We start from the raw sequence: 18113 nt of genomic DNA on the forward strand, positions 1-18113 counted from the left end.
ACAGAGAGGTAACGACGATGACCACGCAGTACCCGCACAATCTCCCCAGCGCCCTTGAGGTCGCTCCCGAGGCTCCGGACCGGAACCTCGCGCTCGAGCTCGTCCGGGTCACCGAGGCGGCCGCGATGGCCGCCGGCCGCTGGGTCGGCCGTGGCGACAAGAACGGCGCCGACGGCGCCGCCGTCAAGGCCATGCGCACCCTCGTCTCCACCGTCTCCATGAACGGTGTCGTCGTCATCGGCGAGGGCGAGAAGGACGAAGCACCGATGCTCTACAACGGCGAGCGGGTCGGCGACGGCACCGGCGCCGAGTGCGACGTCGCGGTGGACCCGGTCGACGGGACCACCCTGACCGCCAAGGGCATGAACAACGCCGTGGCCGTCCTGGCCGTGGCCGACCGCGGCACCATGTTCGACCCGAGCGCCGTGTTCTACATGGACAAGCTCGTGGCGGGCCCGGAGGCCGCCGAGTTCGTCGACATCACCGCCCCGGCGGCCGTCAACATCCGCCGGGTCGCCAAGGCCAAGGGCAGCGCCGTCGAGGACGTCACCGTGGTCATCCTCGACCGGCCGCGCCACGAGGGCCTGGTCCAGGAGATCCGCGAGGCGGGTGCCCGGATCAAGTTCATCTCCGACGGCGACGTGGCCGGCGCCATCATGGCGGCCCGCGAGGGCACCGGCGTCGACCTCCTGATGGGCATCGGCGGCACCCCCGAGGGCATCATCGCGGCGTGCGCGATGAAGTGCATGGGCGGCGTCATCCAGGGCCGGCTCTGGCCCAAGGACGAGGCCGAGCGCCAGAAGGCCCTCGACGCGGGCCACGACCTGGACCGGGTGCTCACCACCGACGACCTGGTCAGCGGCGAGAACGTGTTCTTCGTCGCCACCGGCATCACCGACGGCGAGCTGCTGCGCGGCGTGCACTACCGCCAGGAGACCGCCACCACCAGCTCGCTGGTGATGCGCTCCAAGAGCGGCACGATCCGGGAGATCCACTCGACCCACAAGCTGTCCAAGCTGCGGGCGTACAGCGCGATCGACTTCGACCGCGCCAACTGAACCGGCTCCCGGCCGCGTTCCACCGCCCCGCGGCTTCGGCGAAATTCCCCTTCGCCGAAGCCGCGGGGCGTTCGCGTACCGCGGGGCGCTGCTCGGGTACCACCGGGCGTCTCGCGTACCGCCCGTCGCCCGGTCAGCCCGGTCAGCCCGGTCAGCCCGCGATGCGGCTGCGGGCGGCCGGGATCCGGGCGGCCTCGTGCAGGTCCGTCTCCCGGCGCCGCCGGCGGGCCAGCACCACCCGGCGCTCGGCGGCCGTCAGCCCGCCCCACACCCCGTACGGCTCCGGCTGCGCCAGCGCGTGCTCGCGGCACTCCAGCAGCACCGGGCAGCGCGCGCAGACCTGCTTCGCCTGCTCCTCGCGCGAGAGCCGGGCCGCCGTCGGCTCCTTGGAAGGGGCGAAGAACAGGCCCACCTCGTCCCGCCGGCAGGCCGCGCCGGTGTGCCAGGGATTGTCGTCGCCCTGCGACTGGGCAACCGGCGGGCGCTCCAGCACCCGGGCGGCGGCGACGGGCGAAGTGGTGCGGGACTCGATCGGATGCAGCACGGCCGTACTCCTGACGAGGCTCTCGGACACGGGGAAGCTCGCTCCCCTGTCCGGCTGCGAGCCCCCGCTCTTCACCCCCCGAGCCGGCCTCAGGCCGCCTCCGGTGCGCAGCCGTACAAGAAGCGATGTGCGAGAGGAACTACCCTGCCGCACCGCGATTCATGCACACTGCACGCAATCGACTACAGCCTGCACTCGCCGCAACACCGAGTGCCCGGGCGGGAGTTGTTCCCGCCCGGGCACTCGGTCCGGCCCTGCGCAGGTCAGCGGCCCGCAGCGGGCCCCTAGTCGGTGCCGAGCTGCTTGCGCACCCACTCCTTGAGCTTCTTGCCCTTGCGCGGCTTCGCCTCGCAACCCCCGAACACCGCGGCGCCCTTGACCCGGACGACCGGCGCGTACGGGTCGGCCGCGGTCTGCTCCTTGACGTCGAAGCCACCGAAGATGCCGACCCCGCTGCCGTGCAGGCTGACGTTCTCCGGCACCTTGATCTCGACGCCGCCGAAGATGGCGATCACCTCGATCTCCACCTCGGGCGACTCGAAGACGGCATCCGTCAGGTCGATCTCGACCCCGCCGAACGCCGCGACCGCCCGCAGGTGCGAGCCGACCCGCCAGCGGCCCCGGCGGGAGGCCCCGCCGAAGATCGCCACCATGGTCGGCGCCTCGTGCCGCGCCGGCAGCCGCACCGGGCCGGACGGCCGGGCCTCCGGCGCGCCCAGCGGGGCCTTCTCGAAGGAGATCGACCGGTGCGCGGGGAGGTCCCGGGTGAGCGGCACGAGGTCGCCCAGCGTCTTGGCCCCGTAGGCGGCCTCGATCCGCTCGGCGTGCTCGTCCACGTTCAGGCGGCCCTCGGCATAGGCGTCGCGCAACAGCTCCGCGACCCGCTCGCGGTCGGCGTCCGAGGCCCGCATCTCGGCCTCGGCGACCGGGGTCCGGTCGACCCGGGCGGGCGGCTCGCCCCCCGGCTTGGTGATGGCTACGGGCGACTGCCCCTGGTCGTCCTGCGACGGCGAGTTGTCCACGGCCCAAGCCTAGTCAACCGGGCAAGTCCCGTACGCGTGTACGAGTGACCCCGGTCACGCAGGCCGACCTGTCCGCGTGCGACGTTCCGGCGGGTCCTACCCTTGAGGGTGCTTCGCCGACGCAGCCGCATCACTGGAACACTAAGGACCGCCCCCATGGCTCCCACGCCGGATTTCGAGTACAGCGACCTGCTCCCCCTGGGCGCTGACCCGACCCCGTACCGCAAGCTGACCTCCGAGGGTGTCTCCACCTTCGAGGCCGGCGGTCGCACCTTCCTCCAGGTCGAGCCCGAGGCCCTGCGGCTGCTCACCGCCGAGGCGATGCACGACATCTCGCACTACCTGCGCCCCGCCCACCTCGCCCAGCTGCGGCGCATCCTGGACGACCCGGAGGCCAGCCCGAACGACCGCTTCGTCGCGCTGGACCTGCTGAAGAACGTCAACATCTCGGCCGGCGGCATCCTGCCGATGTGCCAGGACACCGGTACCGCGATCGTCATGGGCAAGCGCGGCCAGTCCGTGCTGACCCGGGGCGGCGACGAGAGCGCGATCGCGCACGGCGTCTACGACGCGTACACCAAGCTCAACCTGCGGTACTCGCAGATGGCCCCCGTGACCATGTGGGACGAGAAGAACACCGGCAACAACCTGCCGGCCCAGATCGAGCTGTACGCGACCGACGGCGACGCCTACAAGTTCCTGTTCATGGCCAAGGGCGGCGGCTCGGCCAACAAGTCGTACCTGTACCAGGAGACCAAGGCGATCCTGAACGAGGCCAGCATGCTCTCGTTCCTGGAGCAGAAGATCCGCTCGCTCGGCACCGCCGCCTGCCCCCCGTACCACCTGGCCATCGTGATCGGCGGCACCAGCGCGGAGTTCGCGCTGAAGACCGCCAAGTACGCCTCCGCGCACTACCTGGACAACCTGCCGACCGAGGGCAACGCCCGTACCGGGCACGGGTTCCGGGACCTGGACCTGGAGGCCAAGGTCACCGAGCTCACCCAGCGGATCGGCATCGGCGCGCAGTTCGGCGGCAAGTACTTCTGCCACGACGTGCGCGTCGTCCGGCTGCCGCGGCACGGCGCCTCGCTGCCGGTCGCGATGGCCGTCTCCTGCTCGGCCGACCGCCAGGCGCTGGGCAAGATCAACGCCGAGGGCGTCTTCCTGGAGCAGCTGGAGACCGACCCGGCGAAGTACCTGCCGGACACCACCGACGAGCACCTCGACGACGACGTGGTGCGCATCGACCTCGACCAGCCGATGGCCGCGATCCGGAGCGAGCTGTCCAAGTACCCGGTCAAGACCCGGCTCTCGCTCACCGGCACGCTCGTGGTCGCGCGCGACATCGCGCACGCCAAGATCAAGGAGCGGCTGGACGCCGGCGAGGGCATGCCCAAGTACCTCCAGGACCACCCGGTCTACTACGCCGGCCCGGCCAAGACCCCCGAGGGCTTCGCCTCCGGCTCCTTCGGCCCCACCACGGCCGGCCGGATGGACTCCTACGTCGACCAGTTCCAGGCGGCCGGCGGCTCGATGGTGATGCTCGCCAAGGGCAACCGCAGCAAGCAGGTCACCGACGCCTGCGCCGCGCACGGCGGCTTCTACCTCGGCTCCATCGGCGGCCCGGCGGCCCGGCTGGCCCAGGACTGCATCAAGAAGGTCGAGGTGCTGGAGTACGCGGAGCTGGGGATGGAGGCCGTCTGGCGCATCGAGGTCGTGGACTTCCCGGCCTTCATCGTGGTGGACGACAAGGGCAACGACTTCTTCCGCGAGACCACCGAGGGCCCGCTGATCACCAGCCTGCGGGTGCGCTCCAAGGAGTAGCGGCCGGGCGCTCCGCCGCCCGCCCCCACCACTCCGACCGCCCGCCCGCCCCGGCCGCGAACTCCGCGACCGGGGCGGGCGCGCGCGGGGCGCTCAGGCGTCGAAGTCGTACTCCAGCACGTAGGACGCCGCGTCGAGCGTCATCTCGTTGAGTTCGACGACCTGGCCCTCGTCGGCGAAGGCGGTGCGGCATATCAGGATGACCGGCGTGCCCGCCGACAGCTCCAGCCGGACGCCCTCCTCCGCGCTGGGCATCCGCGACCGGACCTCCTCGCGGAAGTGCACCGGCTTGGCGCCGATCTCGGCCAGCCGCGCGTAGGTGCCGCCCGGCCCGGTGTCCTCCCGGGTGATCGCCGTCCCGGCGACCAGCTCCGCCGGCAGGTAGGACGTGGAGAGCAGCACCGGCTTGCCGTCCAGCACGAACCGTCTGTGCCGCACGCACATCGGCGCCCCCGGATCGACCCCGAGCACCCGCGCCACGTGCTCCGGCGCGCCCTGCTCGGTGACCGACACCTGGTCCACCACCAGCGTCCGGTTGTCGATGTCCGCCGACCATATGGACCGTCCCGACCCCCACTGCCCCTGCGCGAGCCGCTGGATGCCGCGCCGGCGCAGCGGCCGGAAGTCCCGGACGAAGACCCCGGCGCCCTTGCGCGCCTCGGCGATGCCCTCGCTCTGCAGGACGCCGAGCGCCTGGCGGGCCGTCATCCGGGCCACGCCGTAGGTCTCCATGAGGTCGTTCTCGCCGGGCAGCCGGTCGCCGGCGCGGTACTCCCCGGTGTCGATGGCCGCCTTGAGCGCGTCGGCGATCCGCTGGTACTTGGGCTGTTTCCCGCCGCTGCTGCCGACCATCGCCTGCTCCCTCGTCCTCGCGGAAATCGTAGGCCCACCGCCGGCCGCCGGTAGGTCGGTATGACCGGTCGGGCCCGTTGACATCTCTAGAGATATTAGCTTCTCTAGAGATGCTGGGTAGTCGCCGAGCAGAACACAGGCACCGACAGCGACCAGGACCGGCGCATCCACCGCCGCGTCCGCACCAGAGCAAGGAGCACTGCGGTGAGCACCCGTAAGCGCAACGCCGCGGCCTACCGACCGCGTGTGGGTGAACTCGTCCTCGACACCAGGACCGGACGCACCGGCATCTACATGGACACCCTCGGCGGAGAGCACTACCTGCGGCCCCCGGGCGGCGGCCGCGAGTGGACCGCCCCACCCGACCGCGTCGGCCCGGCACCCGACCCGTCCCCCGACGACCCCGGCCCGGCCCCCGGGCCGCCCCGCCCCCGGACCGCGCCGGAGAGCCGGGCCCGGCCGAGCGCCCGGCTCGCCGCCCGCAACCAGGACTCGCGCCTCAACGAGAGCCGGGTCGCCTGACGGGCCCGGCCGCCGGAGCCGGCGGTGGCCCCGGCGGGAGGGGACGCGGCGCCGGGCAGAACGACGAGCGCCCCGCGCCCCACCGAGCGCGGGGTACGGGGCACCGGCTTCCGAACGACTACGGGCGGCTGGCGATGACGCCCTGGGGCTCGTACGGCCCGCCCTTCTCGGTCTTCGGCGCGGCCGGCTCGACGATCCGGTCGGCCTCGCCCCCGAAGAGGTCGTCCTCCAGGTCCGCCTTCCGGTCGGCGGTCGGCTCGGTGTACGCGGCCTGGTCCGGGGACGCGGCCACCGCGCCCTCGACGGCCGCGCCCGCCTCCGCAGCGGCCTCCGTGGTCGACGCGGGGGTGTCGCGCTGGTCGTTGGCCATGGGCGGCCGCCTTTCGGTCATCAAATGTCTTCCGCCCCACCGGTTTGGTGCGGGCACGCCGTCAGTATCGTAGGGCTGATTAAATGTCCGATAAACATCGTGCGGCTTGCCGGTTCGTCCGGCAGAGTCGGCCCTCCGCCTAAGCTGAAGCCACCACGCGGCGGACCGCCGAGCGCCCTTCACGGAATCGACAGCACAGGCCATCGGGGGATTTCATGGAGTTTCGGGAGACGCCGCCCGCGTCGGCGCTGCGCTTCCAGGTACTCGGTCCCGTACAGGCCTGGCTCGACGGCGCCCCGGTGTCCCTCGGCTCACCGCAGCAACAGGCCGTCCTCACCGCGCTGCTTCTGCACGGCGGCCGTCCCGTCACCACCCAGGATCTCGTCGACGGACTGTGGGGAGATCGGCCCCCGACGCAGGCCATTGCCGCATTGCGGACATATATCTCGCGCCTTCGCGCCGTCATCGAGCCGAAGCGCGAAATTCGCCGCCCCGCCGAACTGCTCATATCGGTCAGTGACGGGTACGCACTGCGTATTCCGCCCGATGCCCTGGACGTCACGGTCTTCGAGAGCCGGGCGTCCGAGGCCACCGCGGCCCGGGTGGCCGGAGACCTGCACGAGGCGCACCGCCTCCTGGTGGGCGCGCTCGGCCTCTGGACCGGCCGGGCGCTGACCGGCGTTCCCGGCCCGTACGCGGAGTCCCAGCGGCTGCGGCTGGCCGAACGGCACGTCACCGTCTCCGAGGAACGGTGTGCGGTGGCCCTCGACATCGGCCTGCACGCCGACATGGTCGGCGAGTTGAGCTCCCTGACCGCCGAACACCCGCTCCGGGAGCGGCTGCGCGAGCTGCTGATGCTCGCGCTCTACCGGTGCGGCCGCCAGGCGGAGGCGCTCGGGGTCTACACGGACACCCGGAAGCTGCTGATCGACGAGCTCGGCGTCGAACCCGGCGCCGGGCTCTCCACCATGCACTCCCGCATCCTGGCCGCCGACCCGGCCCTGACCCTCCCCGCCGTCGCCCCGATCGGCGCCGCCGCCCGGGAGGACGCGCCGCTCCCGGTGACCCCGCCGGCCCAGCTGCCCGCCGACGTATCGGACTTCAGCGGACGCACCGACCTGGTCGCCGACCTCTCCGCCGTCCTGATGAACGCCACCGGCCAGGCCGTGGTCGTCACCTCGCTGGCCGGCATCGGCGGCGTCGGGAAGACCACCCTCGCCGTCCACGTGGCGCACCGGGTGCGCGCCGAGTTCCCGGACGGACAGCTGTACGTCGACCTCCGGGGCGCGGGCGCCTCACCCGCCGACCCGGCCGTGGTGCTCGGTGACTTCCTGCACGCGCTCGGCGTCACCGAGACCCCCGACTCGCTCGACCAGCGCGCGGCGCTCTACCGCTCGCTGCTCGCCAGCCGGCGGATGCTGATCCTGCTGGACAACGCGCAGGACGCCCAGCAGATCCAGCCGCTCATCCCCGGGGTGTCCGGCTGCTCGGTGCTGGCCACCAGCAGGTCCCGGCTCGCCGGAATCCCCGGCGCCCACCTGGTCGACGTCGAGGAGCTGACGCCCGAGGAGGCGCTCACGCTCTTCTCGGCCATCGTCGGCGAGCAGCGCGTGACGGCCGAGCCCGAGGCCTCCATGGCCGTGGTCACCGCCTGCGGCTTCCTGCCCCTCGCCGTCCGGATCGCCGCCGCCCGGCTGGCCAGCCGGCCGCGCTGGAGCGTCTCCGACCTCGCCCGGCGGTTAGCCGATCAACGGCGCAGGCTGGACGAGCTCCAGCTCGGCAACCTGGCGGTGGAGACCACCATCGGACTGGGTTACGCGCAGCTCTCCGCCCCCGAGGCGCGGGCCTTTCGACTGCTCTCCCTGATCGACTCCCCGGACCTCCCGCTGTCGTCCGTGACCGCCCTGCTGGGCGTCGAGGAACACACTGCCGAGGACCTCGCCGAGGCGCTCGTCGAGGCGAACATGCTGGAGTGCTTCGCTCCGGGCCGCTACCGGTACCACGACCTCCTGCGGCTCTACGCGCAGCGCAAGAACGAGCGGATCGGTGACGTCGAGGAGCAGCACGCCGCGGTGCGGCGGCTGCTCGACCTGATGCTGCCGACCGTCCGCAACGCCGCCCAGGCGATCGAGCCGGACGACCAGCTGCCGGAGCCGCTCAACGCTCTGAACTCCCCCGGTCTCAGCCTGTCGGACGGCGAATCGGCCCAGGCGTGGCTGCGCAGCGAGATCGCGGTGCTGCTCAGCCTGGTCGAGGCCGCCGTGAGCGGTCCCGGCGAATTGCTGCGACCCGCCGTCGACCTGCTGATCGTCCTGGACAGCCTGGTGGAGGACCCGACCCACGGTCCACGGGTCCGGCGGATGCTGGAGGTCGCCGACGACAACGCCGAGTCGTACCAGGACTCCGCCGTGCTGGCCCGGGTGCACTTCGCCCGCGGCACCCTGCAGTCGGTCACCAACGACTTCCAGAGCGCCGAGCGTTCGCTGCTGAAGAGCCTGAGCCTCCAGGACAGCGACGACCTGACCATCCTGCGGTCGATGGCCACCAACACCCTGGGCATCATCCTCAGCGTCGCCGACCGCTCCGCCGAGGCGTTGCCCTTCTTCGAGCAGTCCCTCGCCATCAGCCGGGTGGTGGGCGCCCCCATCGGCGAGGCCCGGCTGCTGGGCAACATCGCCCGGGCGCAGCTCGACGTCGGGGACGCGCGGTCAGCCGTCCGCTCCGCCACCGACGCGGTGGCCAGCGCCCGGGCCTCGAAGAACGGCCCCTGCCTGGCCGACACGCTGTACCAGCTGGGCGTCGTGCTCTCCTCCGGCGGCGCGCCCGGCACCGCCGTCGCCCACCTCCATGAAGCCCACCGGCTCTACCGCTCCCAGCAGAACCGCCTCCGCGAGGGCTACACGCTGGCCCGTCTCGGGGTGAGCCTGCTCGCCGCCGGCCAGCACGCGGACGCGGCCGAGGCGGCCGAGGAGTCGCTGGCGATCGGGCAGGAGATGGACTCCGCCTACTGCCAGGGCCTCGCCAACGCCGCCCTCGGCGAGGCGCTGCTCGGCCTGGCCCAGCCGGCCCGCGGGCTGGCCTGTCTGCGCGAGGCGCACGTGATCTTCACACGGCTCGGTGTGCCCGAGGCCTCCCCCGTGGCGGACCTCATCTCCCAGCAGCACACCGAGCCCCTCTCTCCCCCCGCGCCGTAGGCCCCGCACACCCCCGTGCTTCCCCCGTGGGGGCCGACCCCCGTGCGTTCGGTGCTCCCGCAGCCCCCCGGCTGCGGGAGCACCCTCAACGCTTCCCCGGCGCTGGACTCCACTGTGCACCGGGCCGATTGACGTTCGATAAACGTCGCCTTGCCGGCCCCGGACGCGGACGGATCCGCAGGCCGGGGGCGTGCTCCGACGGGCCCCGCGGCGTGCGGCGGCCGACCGCACCACCCCGGCCCGCACCCCCCGTGCTTCCGCAAGCCGGGCCACAGCACCCCAACCGTCACGAGTTGGCCGGAAAGGGATTCCACGGCGCAGTGATCACGCATATTCTCAGATGCCAGTACAGACATGACGGCACCCGTCCGGCGGATCGTCCGGAAACGGCAGCGCGGCGGCGCTCCCGCGGTGCAGAGTGTCCCTGTGCAAAGTGTCAGCGTGCAGTCAGTGTGACGCGGGGAGCGTGACGTACCGCCACCGGCAGCGGGCCGGCGGGGCAACGCGGGCGCCGGCAGGACGGCGGGCCGGCCTCGTCCGGCCGACCGGAGGCCCGGGTGGAAAGGTGCCTCTCAATCGTGACGACCGGACAGATATCCGACCCGTCCCCCCTCGACGAGGACGCGGACGGCGACGACGGTCCCGACGTCCTGCGCCGCCGTGCCGAGCGGGCCCTGCAGGCCGTCGCCTTCGACACCATCGGCGCCGGCTACGGCGAGGCCTTCCCCGCCAAGCGCGGCCAGCTCGCCTGCGGCCGCCGGCTGCTGGCCCGGCTCGAACCGGGCGCCGCCGTGCTGGACATCGGCTGCGGCACCGGCGATCCGACCGTCCGACAGCTGACCGCCGCCGGGATGCGCGTCACCGGTATAGACCTTTCGGACGTCATGCTCACCCTGGCCCGCGCGGCGGCGCCGAACGGGCCGTTCGCCCCCGCCTTCCACCGCATCGACATGTACGACCTGGCCACCCGGCGCGCCGACCGGGCCTGGAACCTCCCGGACCTGGGCCCGCGGGGCCGCGGCACCTTCGACGCCGTCACCGCCTTCTTCTCCCTCATCCTCCTCCCCCAGGAGGAGATCCCCACCGTGCTGACCCGGCTGCGCGCGCTCCTGCGGCCCGGCGGTCTGCTGGCGCTCGGTATGGTCGAGGCGGACCTGGATCACGTTCCACTGCCGTTCCTCGGACGGGAGCTGCGGATCAGCGGGTATCTGCGGGAGGATCTGGAACGGGTCCTGGTGGAGTCCGGGTTCGCGGTCGAGGAGCGGTCGGGGCATCCGTACGCGCCGGCCAGCACCTCGCTGCCGCCGGAGGAGCAGCTGTTCCTCTGCTGCCGACGCGTCGGCTGACCGTTCGCCACACCGCCCCACCGACCGACCGCCGGACCAGCAGAGCCACCACTCCCCATCAATCCCAGGACAGGCAGCCGTGCGCGACCAGCTCAAACCCGAGGCCGGACAGCCGCCTGCCCTCCCGGGCCCGCGCCGCACGCCACCGGCCCCGGAGGGGAGCGCGCCGAGCGCCACCGGACAGGTCGCCGAGCGGCTCGCCTACCTGGACTCCGCGACCCGGCGGATCAACAGCGCCCTGGACCTGGCCGCGACGCTGCGCAACATCTGCCGCGTCCTCGTACCGACCCTCGCCGACGCCGCCGTCGTGCACCTGCGCGACCCGCTGCCCAACGTCGAGCGCGAACCCGGCTTCCCCGACGACCTGCGGATCCACCACAGCCTCGGCACCCGGCTCGGCCGCCGCGGCCGGCCGACCACCGGCTCCGACCACCGCGGCTCCCGCTACGGCACCCGGTACGGCTCACGCTCGACCGCCGACACCGGGCCCGCCACCCCGGTCACCCGGGGCGGTGCGCTCGCGCACACCCTGCTGAGCCGCCGCCCCGCCGAGGCCGCCGTCCTCGGGGCGGCCGGCTCCCCGGCCGCCGGCCCCGACCGGACCACCGAGCTGCTGCGCGAGCTGTACGGCCCGCGCGGGCTGGCCCGGCTCGGCCCGGGCTCCTCGGTGCTCGCCCTGCCGCTGCGCGGGCGCAAGGCCGTCCTCGGCCTGCTGGTGCTGATCCGCCGGCCGCCCGAGAAGACCGGCCGCCCCAGTTTCGACGCCACCGACACCGCCACCGCCGCCCACCTCGCCACCCAGGCCGGGCTCGCCGTGGACACCGCCCTGCGGTACGCCCGCGAGTGGGAGATAGCCAACGAGCTCCAGCGCAGCATGCTGCCGCTGCGCCTGCCCCAGCCGCACGGCGTCCGGCTCGCCCAGCGCTACCTGCCCGGCGAGCGCGGCGCGCAGGTCGGCGGGGACTGGTACGACGCCGTCCCGCTGCCCGGGAACCGGGTGGCGCTGATCGTCGGCGACGTGATGGGCCACTCGCTGACCTCGGCCGCCATCATGGGCCAGCTCCGCACCAGCGCCCAGACCCTGGCCGCGCTCGACCTGCCCCCGCACGAGGTGCTCTACCACCTGGACGAACAGGCCCAGCGGCTCGGCCGCGAACAGCACCTGGCCACCTGCGTGTACGCGGTCTACGACCCGATCGCCAACCGCGTGGTGCTCGCCAACGCGGGGCACGTCCCGCCGGTGCTCGTCGGGCCGGACGGCACGGCCGAGCTGCTGGAGCTGGACTCGGGCGCGCCGATCGGCGTCGGCGGGGTCGACTTCAACTCCGTCGAGCTGCCCGCCCCGCCCGGCTCCTCCCTGCTGCTCTTCACCGACGGCCTGGTGGAGACCCGCACCCGCCCGCTCAGCGACGGACTGGAGCTGCTCCGGGCCCGGCTGGCCGCCACCCAGCGGCACACCCCCGAACAGCTCTGCCAGGAGGCGCTGCGGATCCTGCCGCCGGGCGACCGCGGTGACGACATCGCGCTGCTGGCCGCCTGCTTCGACGGCATCCCGGCCGGGGACGTCGCGCACTGGTACCTCCAGCCGCGCAACGAGACGCCCGGCCGGGCCCGCCGGCTGGCCGCCCACACACTGCGCCGCTGGGGGCTCGAAGAGCTCAGCGAGGCAACCGAGTTGATGGTCAGCGAGCTGGTCACCAACGCCGTCCAGCACGCCACCCGCCCGGTCACCCTGAGCCTGGTCCGCACCTCCCGGCTGCGCTGCGAGGTCGGCGACGACAGCCCGCTGCTGCCCCGCCCGCGGCGCACCGGACCGGAGGACGAACGCGGGCGCGGGCTGCAGATAGTGGCCAGGTGCGCCGAGCGCTGGGGCGCCACCCGCCTGGGCACCGGCAAGGTCGTCTGGTTCGAACAGCGGCTGCCGTAGGCCCGCCGGGTACGCCGGAGGGCGCCCGGCCGTCGTGGCCGGACGCCCTCCGGGACGGGCCCGTCAGACCCGCTGCGGCTCCTTCGCCGCGCCGCTCTCCTCGGCGCCCCCGGCCCCGGTCGTGCCCTCGGGCGCGACCCGCTCCGACTCCAGCCGGGCCATCAGCTGCTCGCCCTCCATGTCCACCCGCGGCACCACCCTCTCCAGGCTCTTCGGGAACCACCAGGCCGCCCTGCCGAACAGCGTCATCGCGGCCGGCACCAGGGCCATCCGCACCACGAAGGCGTCCACCAGCACGCCCACCGCCAGCGCGAAGCCGATCGGCTGGACGATCGGGTCGTGGCCGAAGACGAAGCTGCCGAAGACCGCGACCATGATCAGGGCGGCCGCCGTGACCACCCGCGCGCCGTTCTTCACCCCGGCGACCACGGCCTCCCGGGGCGCCATGCCGTGCACGTGGTGCTCCTTCATCCCGGAGACCAGGAACAGCTCGTAGTCCATCGCCAGCCCGAACAGCACCGCGATCAGCAGGATCGGCACGAAGCTCACCACCGGGCCCACCTTCGGCACGTCGATCAGCCCGTCCAGCCAGCCCCACTGGTAGACCGCGACCACCGCGCCGAGCGAGGCCGAGATGCTGAGCAGGAAGCCGGCCACCGCCTTCAGCGGCACCAGGACCGAACGGAAGGCCAGCGCCAGCAGCACCAGCGCGATGCCGCCGATCACCGCCACGAAGGGCGGTAGGGCGTCGCCGAGCTTGGCGGAGACGTCGATGTTGGCGGCCGTGGTGCCGGTGACGTCGATCCGCGCGCCGGTCGAGGCCCGCAGGTCGTCGCGCTGGTCGCGGATCTCCCCGACCAGCTTCCTGGTGTCGGCGTGGTCCGGGCCGGTGGTCGGGATGACGGTGAGCAGGGCCGTGCCGCTCGGCCCGTCGACGGTCGGGGGCAGCAGCGTCCGCACCCCCTCCAGGGTGCCCAGCTTCGCGGCCACGCCCTGGACGGCCTGCTCCGGCCGCGCCGCGCTCCCGGCGTCGACGACGACCACCAGCGGTGCGTTGAACCCGGGGCCGAAGCTCTCGCCGATCCGGTCGTACGCGGTACGGGCGTCGGTGCCGGCGGCCTGTGAGCCGCCGCCGGGCAGGCCGAGGCTGAGGCTCGCGGCCGGCACCGCGAGGACGCCCAGCGCGGCCAGCCCGGTGAACAGCACGACCAGCGGGCGGCGCACCACGAAGGTCGCCCAGCGCTCGCCCAGGGTCGTCCGGCCGGGGGCCTTCAGCGCCCGCCGCCAGACCGGCAGCCGGTCGATGGCCCGGCCGGCGAAACCGAGCAGCGCGGGCAGCAGGGTGATCGCGACGAGCACCGCCACCACCACGGCGCCGGAGGCGGACAGGCCCATCACGGTCAGGAACGGCACCCCGGCGACGGCGAGCCCGGCGAGCGCGACCACCACGGTCAGACCCGCGAAGACCACCGCGCTGCCGGCCGTGGCGTTGGCGCGGGCCGCCGCCTCCTCCGGCTCCAGGCCCTCGGCGAGGTGCCGGCGGTGCCGGGAGAGGATGAACAGGGCGTAGTCGATGCCGACCGCGAGGCCGACCATCAGGGCCAGCACCGGCGCGGTGGTGATGATCTCGAACGAGCGGGAGAGGGCCAGCAGCGCGGCCATCGCCACCCCGACCCCGAGCAGGGCGGTCAGCAGCGGCAGCCCGGCGGCGACCAGCGAGCCCAGAGTGATCACCAGGACCACGCCGGCCACCATCAGGCCGACGGCCTCACCGCCGTCGACCTGCGCCATCCGGTTGTAGGCGTCGCCGCCGAAGGCAACGGTCAGCCCGGCGTCGCCGGCCGGGCCGGCGGCCGCCCGGACCGCGTCGCGCTGCTGGTCGGTGACGTCCGCGAGCGGGCGGTCGAAGGAGACCAGGGCCAGCGCGACCCTGCCGTCCGGGGAGAGCGCGCCGGTGGCGTACGGGTCGGGGACCGCCGCGACCCCGGGGACGGCGGCGATCCGGCCGACCGCCGCGCTGACGGCCCCGGCCGCCTCCGCGGTGGTGATGCCGCCGGCCGCCGGGGCGCCGAAGACCACCTGGGCCGCGCCGTGGCCCTGCTCCGGGAAGGTGCCCTTGATGCGGTCCAGGGTGCTCTGCGCCTCGGTGCCGGGCACCTTGAACTCGTCGCTGGTCTTGCCGGCGAAGGCCCCGGCGGCCCCGCCGACCGCGATCAGCACGGCGAGCCAGACGGCGAGCACGGCGCGCCTGCGACGGAAGCAGTAGCGGCCGAGGCGGTACAGGTACGTGGCCATGAGTGAACCCTCGATCACGTCGGTCGGCGAGCGGGTGCCCGAACAGGTCGGACTCCACCGTACGGCCAACTTTGTCACCTGACAAAGTTGGCCGACATAATCGACCGACAGATTCACTCGACCGAGTTATTTGACCGTGGCGCTACCCTGGCCCAATGGCACATGTCCCCGCCTCCGAAAGGCGCCCGCAACTGGTCCGGGCCGCCATCGACCTGATGACCCGCGAGGGCGTCGCCGCCGGCAGCACCCGGGCGATCGCGGCCGAGCTGGGGGTGGCACAGGCGACGGTGCACTACACCTTCGGCACCAAGAAGGACCTCTACCGCGCCGTGGTCGAACAGCTGACGGCCGAGTTCGTGGGCCAGGTGCGCGACGCCGCACCGGGCGACGGCCCCTTCGGCGAGCAGATCCGGGCCATGGTGCACGCGCTCTGGGCGGGTGCCACCGGCGAGGAGGGGCGCTGCGTCCTGCTGGACGAGTTCGCGGCGCTGGCGCTGCGCGACCCCGACCTCCAGGAGATCATGCGCGGGCTGCAGCACGAGATCGAGGACACCGCCTCGCAGATGCTCGACGCCCTCGCGGCCGCCCACGGCCTGGAGCTGCCCCTGCCCGCGCGCGACATCGCCACGCACTTCCTGACCGGCTTCGACGGGCTGACCGACCGCTACCTGGTGCTGCGCAGCACCGGCGAGCAGCCGGACGCCGAGGCGCTGCGGGCGCTGGACCTGCTGGTCGCCACCACGGTCGGGCTCTGCCTGGGCTCGGCGGCCCGGACCGGCTGACCCGCGGCGGGTGCGGGGCGGGTGCGGGGCGGGGCCGGACCGGCAAGCCCGGCCCGGCCCGGCGCCCCGGCCCGACTACTCGACGATCCGGACCGGCAGCTCCACCAGCACCTCGCGCAGCGAGGCCGCGAACCGGTCGTACTCCGCACTGCGGGCCGAGCCCGGCCGGGTGGCGAGCCCGATCCGGCGCCCGGGCGCCGGGGCGGCGAAGCGGACGGCGGCCAGCCGGTCGGTCCGGCCCGCCTCGACGTCCAGCGCCGTGGTGGGCAGCAGGGTGACACCGAGGCCGCCGGCCACCAGCTGGACCAGGGTGGAGAGCCCGGCCGCCCGGGTGGTGGAGCCACCGGGGTCGGCGCCGACCTCGCGGCAGATGTCGAGGGCCTGGTCACGCAGGCAGTGGCCCTCCTCCAGCAGCAGCACCTCCAGGTCGAGCAGCACGTCGCGCGGGACGTCGATCCGCCCGGCGAGCGGATGCCCGGGCGGGGTGACCAGCACGAAGTCCTCGTCGAACAGCGGGATGTCCCGGGTGGGCGAGGCCCCGCCGGCCGGGAGCGCGAGCAGCAGCACGTCCAGCCGGCCGGCGGCCAGCCCCTCCAGCAGCGAGGGTGTGCGCTCCTCGTGGACGTGCAGCTCCAGCTCCGGATAGCGGTCGCGGACCAGCCGCAGCACGGTGGGCAGCAGGTAGGGGGCGACGGTCGGGATGACGCCGAGGTGCAGCGGACCGGTGAACGGCCGGCGGGCGGCCTCCACCTCCTCGGTCAGGGCCTGCAAGGAGGCAAGCACCCGGCGCGAGTGTTCGAGCACGCGCTCCCCCAGGGGAGTGACGATCACTTTGCGTGTCGTACGCTCGACCAGCTGCGCGCCCAGCGACTCCTCCAGCGCCGCGACCGCTCCCGACAGGGCGGGCTGACTGGTCCCGGTGGCGGCCGCCGCGTCGCGGAAGTGCCGGTGCTCGGCCACCGCCACGAAGGCCTTGAGCTGGGCGACGGTGGGCGCGCGGGGGCCACGGGGTGTGGCACTCCCCACAGCGGCCTCGGGTTTGCGCGTGGTGCCCCTGCGGGGCCTGGGGCGGGAGGGGGGCGTGGGGGTATTGATAACTCTCTCCGATCAGACACATCGAGTGTAGCTATTTCCCCGATCAGTCCACGATGTGGAATCGTGGAAGCCGTTCCGCAATCCGGACAAACTCCCCTCATCACTTCAGGAGAAGCGAACGTGCTCACGATCGGTGACAAGTTCCCCGAGTTCGAACTCAACGCCTGCGTCGACCTGGACGCCGCGAACGCCTTCGCCGAGATCAACCACAAGTCCTACGAGGGCAAGTGGAAGATCGTTTTCTTCTGGCCGATGGACTTCACGTTCGTCTGCCCGACCGAGATCGCCGCGTTCGGCAAGCTGAACGAGGAGTTCGCGGACCGCGACGCCCAGATCCTCGGCGTCTCCGGCGACTCCGAGTTCGTGCATCACGCCTGGCGCAAGGACCACAAGGACCTGCGCGACCTGCCCTTCCCGATGCTGGCCGACGTCAAGCACGAGCTGATGCGCGCCTGTGGCGTCGAGGGCGCTGACGGCACCGCCCAGCGCGCGGTCTTCATCGTCGACCCGAACAACGAGATCCAGTTCGTCATGGTGACCGCCGGCTCCGTCGGCCGTAACCCCAAGGAGGTCCTGCGGGTGCTGGACGCCCTGCAGACCGACGAGCTGTGCCCGTGCAACTGGACCAAGGGCGAGGACACCCTCGACGCCCAGGCCCTGCTGGCGGGCTGACCGACATGGCTCTCGACGACCTGAAGTCCGCCCTCCCGGACTACGCCAAGGACCTCAAGCTCAACCTGAGCGCGGTCATCGGCAACTCCGACCTCCCCGCCCAGCAGCTCTGGGGCACCGTGCTCTCCTGCGCGATGGCCACCCGCAGCCCCGCCGTGCTGCGTGCGCTGGAGCCCGAGGCCAAGGCCAACCTCTCCCCGGAGGCGTACAACGCCGCCAAGGGCGCGGCCGCGATCATGGGGATGAACAACGTCTACTACCGGACCACGCACCTGCTCTCCGACAAGGAGTACAGCGGCATGCGGGCCGGCCTGCGGATGAACATCATCGGCACTCCGGGCGTCGAGAAGATCGACTTCGAGCTCTGGTGCTTCGCGGTCTCGGCCATCAACGGCTGCGGCCAGTGCCTCGACTCCCACGAGGGCGTGCTGAGCAAGGCCGGTGTCGCGCGCGAGGTCATCCAGGCCTCCGTGAAGATCGCCGCCGTGCTGCAGGCCGTGGCCGGCGTCCTCGACTCCGAGGCCGCCCTGGCCGGCGTCGACGCCTGATCCCACGCCACACCGCGAGGGCCCGCCGGACTTCCGTCCGGCGGGCCCTCGCGCGTTCGGGT

The 18113-nt window shown here is 73.1% G+C and carries 15 protein-coding genes; 9 read left to right on the top strand and 6 right to left on the bottom strand.

Annotated features, from left to right (window positions below; genetic code table 11):
* The first annotated feature begins 17 nt into the window (after positions 1-17).
* Positions 18-1058 (top strand): class II fructose-bisphosphatase, encoded by a 1041-nt coding sequence (gene glpX / locus ABZ497_RS17455; RefSeq protein WP_352289981.1) that lies wholly within the window; start codon positions 18-20, stop codon positions 1056-1058.
* A 151-nt stretch (positions 1059-1209) separates the two neighbouring features.
* On the opposite strand, the gene ABZ497_RS17460 is transcribed toward glpX, so the two are convergent.
* The gene (locus ABZ497_RS17460; protein ID WP_352289979.1) at positions 1210-1602 is read right to left on the bottom strand and encodes a WhiB family transcriptional regulator; all 393 of its coding nucleotides are present in this window, start codon (positions 1600-1602) and stop codon (positions 1210-1212) included.
* 284 nt (positions 1603-1886) lie between these two features.
* Positions 1887-2624, bottom strand: a complete 738-nt coding sequence (locus ABZ497_RS17465; RefSeq protein ID WP_329489414.1) for a DUF1707 domain-containing protein — start codon at positions 2622-2624, stop codon at positions 1887-1889.
* 156 nt (positions 2625-2780) lie between these two features.
* Between ABZ497_RS17465 and ABZ497_RS17470 the strand changes: the two genes are divergently transcribed.
* Positions 2781-4448 (top strand): fumarate hydratase, encoded by a 1668-nt coding sequence (locus tag ABZ497_RS17470; RefSeq protein ID WP_359806021.1) that lies wholly within the window; start codon positions 2781-2783, stop codon positions 4446-4448.
* 93 nt (positions 4449-4541) lie between these two features.
* On the opposite strand, the gene ABZ497_RS17475 is transcribed toward ABZ497_RS17470, so the two are convergent.
* Positions 4542-5300 (bottom strand): GntR family transcriptional regulator, encoded by a 759-nt coding sequence (locus ABZ497_RS17475; protein ID WP_359806024.1) that lies wholly within the window; start codon positions 5298-5300, stop codon positions 4542-4544.
* Positions 5301-5504: 204 nt separating this feature from the next.
* Between ABZ497_RS17475 and ABZ497_RS17480 the strand changes: the two genes are divergently transcribed.
* Positions 5505-5822: a hypothetical protein gene (locus ABZ497_RS17480; protein ID WP_359806027.1), complete on the top strand. Its 318-nt coding sequence runs from the start codon at positions 5505-5507 to the stop codon at positions 5820-5822.
* A 118-nt stretch (positions 5823-5940) separates the two neighbouring features.
* On the opposite strand, the gene ABZ497_RS17485 is transcribed toward ABZ497_RS17480, so the two are convergent.
* Positions 5941-6192 carry a hypothetical protein gene (locus tag ABZ497_RS17485; protein WP_359806029.1) on the bottom strand — a complete coding sequence of 84 codons (252 nt, stop codon included), beginning with the start codon at positions 6190-6192 and terminating at the stop codon, positions 5941-5943.
* A gap of 215 nt (positions 6193-6407) precedes the next feature.
* On the opposite strand from ABZ497_RS17485, the gene ABZ497_RS17490 reads away from it, so the two are divergent.
* From ABZ497_RS17490 to ABZ497_RS17500, 3 genes are all read left to right on the top strand, one after another.
* The gene (locus tag ABZ497_RS17490) at positions 6408-9386 is read left to right on the top strand and encodes a BTAD domain-containing putative transcriptional regulator (RefSeq protein ID WP_359806032.1); all 2979 of its coding nucleotides are present in this window, start codon (positions 6408-6410) and stop codon (positions 9384-9386) included.
* A 650-nt stretch (positions 9387-10036) separates the two neighbouring features.
* On the top strand, positions 10037-10732 hold the full coding sequence (locus ABZ497_RS17495) for a methyltransferase domain-containing protein (RefSeq protein WP_359806155.1): 696 nt from the start codon (positions 10037-10039) through the stop codon (positions 10730-10732).
* 79 nt (positions 10733-10811) lie between these two features.
* Positions 10812-12659: a SpoIIE family protein phosphatase gene (locus ABZ497_RS17500; protein WP_359806035.1), complete on the top strand. Its 1848-nt coding sequence runs from the start codon at positions 10812-10814 to the stop codon at positions 12657-12659.
* A 63-nt stretch (positions 12660-12722) separates the two neighbouring features.
* On the opposite strand, the gene ABZ497_RS17505 is transcribed toward ABZ497_RS17500, so the two are convergent.
* Positions 12723-14954 carry an MMPL family transporter gene (locus ABZ497_RS17505; protein WP_359806038.1) on the bottom strand — a complete coding sequence of 744 codons (2232 nt, stop codon included), beginning with the start codon at positions 14952-14954 and terminating at the stop codon, positions 12723-12725.
* Positions 14955-15109: 155 nt separating this feature from the next.
* Between ABZ497_RS17505 and ABZ497_RS17510 the strand changes: the two genes are divergently transcribed.
* On the top strand, positions 15110-15736 hold the full coding sequence (locus ABZ497_RS17510; RefSeq protein ID WP_329489405.1) for a TetR/AcrR family transcriptional regulator: 627 nt from the start codon (positions 15110-15112) through the stop codon (positions 15734-15736).
* Positions 15737-15811: 75 nt separating this feature from the next.
* Here the strand turns inward: ABZ497_RS17510 and ABZ497_RS17515 are convergent, their stop codons facing one another.
* Positions 15812-16762, bottom strand: a complete 951-nt coding sequence (locus ABZ497_RS17515; protein WP_359806041.1) for a LysR substrate-binding domain-containing protein — start codon at positions 16760-16762, stop codon at positions 15812-15814.
* Positions 16763-16951: 189 nt separating this feature from the next.
* Between ABZ497_RS17515 and ABZ497_RS17520 the strand changes: the two genes are divergently transcribed.
* Together ABZ497_RS17520 and ABZ497_RS17525 are read left to right on the top strand one after the other, a co-directional pair.
* Positions 16952-17503 carry a peroxiredoxin gene (locus ABZ497_RS17520; protein WP_329489403.1) on the top strand — a complete coding sequence of 184 codons (552 nt, stop codon included), beginning with the start codon at positions 16952-16954 and terminating at the stop codon, positions 17501-17503.
* Positions 17504-17508: 5 nt separating this feature from the next.
* Positions 17509-18051, top strand: a complete 543-nt coding sequence (locus tag ABZ497_RS17525) for an alkyl hydroperoxide reductase (RefSeq protein WP_329489402.1) — start codon at positions 17509-17511, stop codon at positions 18049-18051.
* Positions 18052-18113: the final 62 nt, after the last annotated feature.

Origin of the sequence: Kitasatospora sp. NPDC005751 (assembly GCF_040630835.1) — a bacterium.
Classification (GTDB): Bacteria; Actinomycetota; Actinomycetes; order Streptomycetales; family Streptomycetaceae; genus Kitasatospora.

Excerpts from the sequence above, each read along its gene's own strand:
- ABZ497_RS17525 (WP_329489402.1), top strand. The coding sequence starts at position 17,509 with ATGGCTCTCGACGACCTGAAGTCCGCCCTCCCGGACTACGCCAAGGAC.
- glpX (WP_352289981.1), top strand. The coding sequence starts at position 18 with ATGACCACGCAGTACCCGCACAATCTCCCCAGCGCCCTTGAGGTCGCT.
- ABZ497_RS17510 (WP_329489405.1), top strand. The coding sequence starts at position 15,110 with ATGGCACATGTCCCCGCCTCCGAAAGGCGCCCGCAACTGGTCCGGGCC.
- ABZ497_RS17485 (WP_359806029.1), bottom strand. The coding sequence starts at position 6,192 with ATGGCCAACGACCAGCGCGACACCCCCGCGTCGACCACGGAGGCCGCT.
- ABZ497_RS17490 (WP_359806032.1), top strand. The coding sequence starts at position 6,408 with ATGGAGTTTCGGGAGACGCCGCCCGCGTCGGCGCTGCGCTTCCAGGTA.
- ABZ497_RS17475 (WP_359806024.1), bottom strand. The coding sequence starts at position 5,300 with ATGGTCGGCAGCAGCGGCGGGAAACAGCCCAAGTACCAGCGGATCGCC.
- ABZ497_RS17470 (WP_359806021.1), top strand. The coding sequence starts at position 2,781 with ATGGCTCCCACGCCGGATTTCGAGTACAGCGACCTGCTCCCCCTGGGC.
- ABZ497_RS17505 (WP_359806038.1), bottom strand. The coding sequence starts at position 14,954 with ATGGCCACGTACCTGTACCGCCTCGGCCGCTACTGCTTCCGTCGCAGG.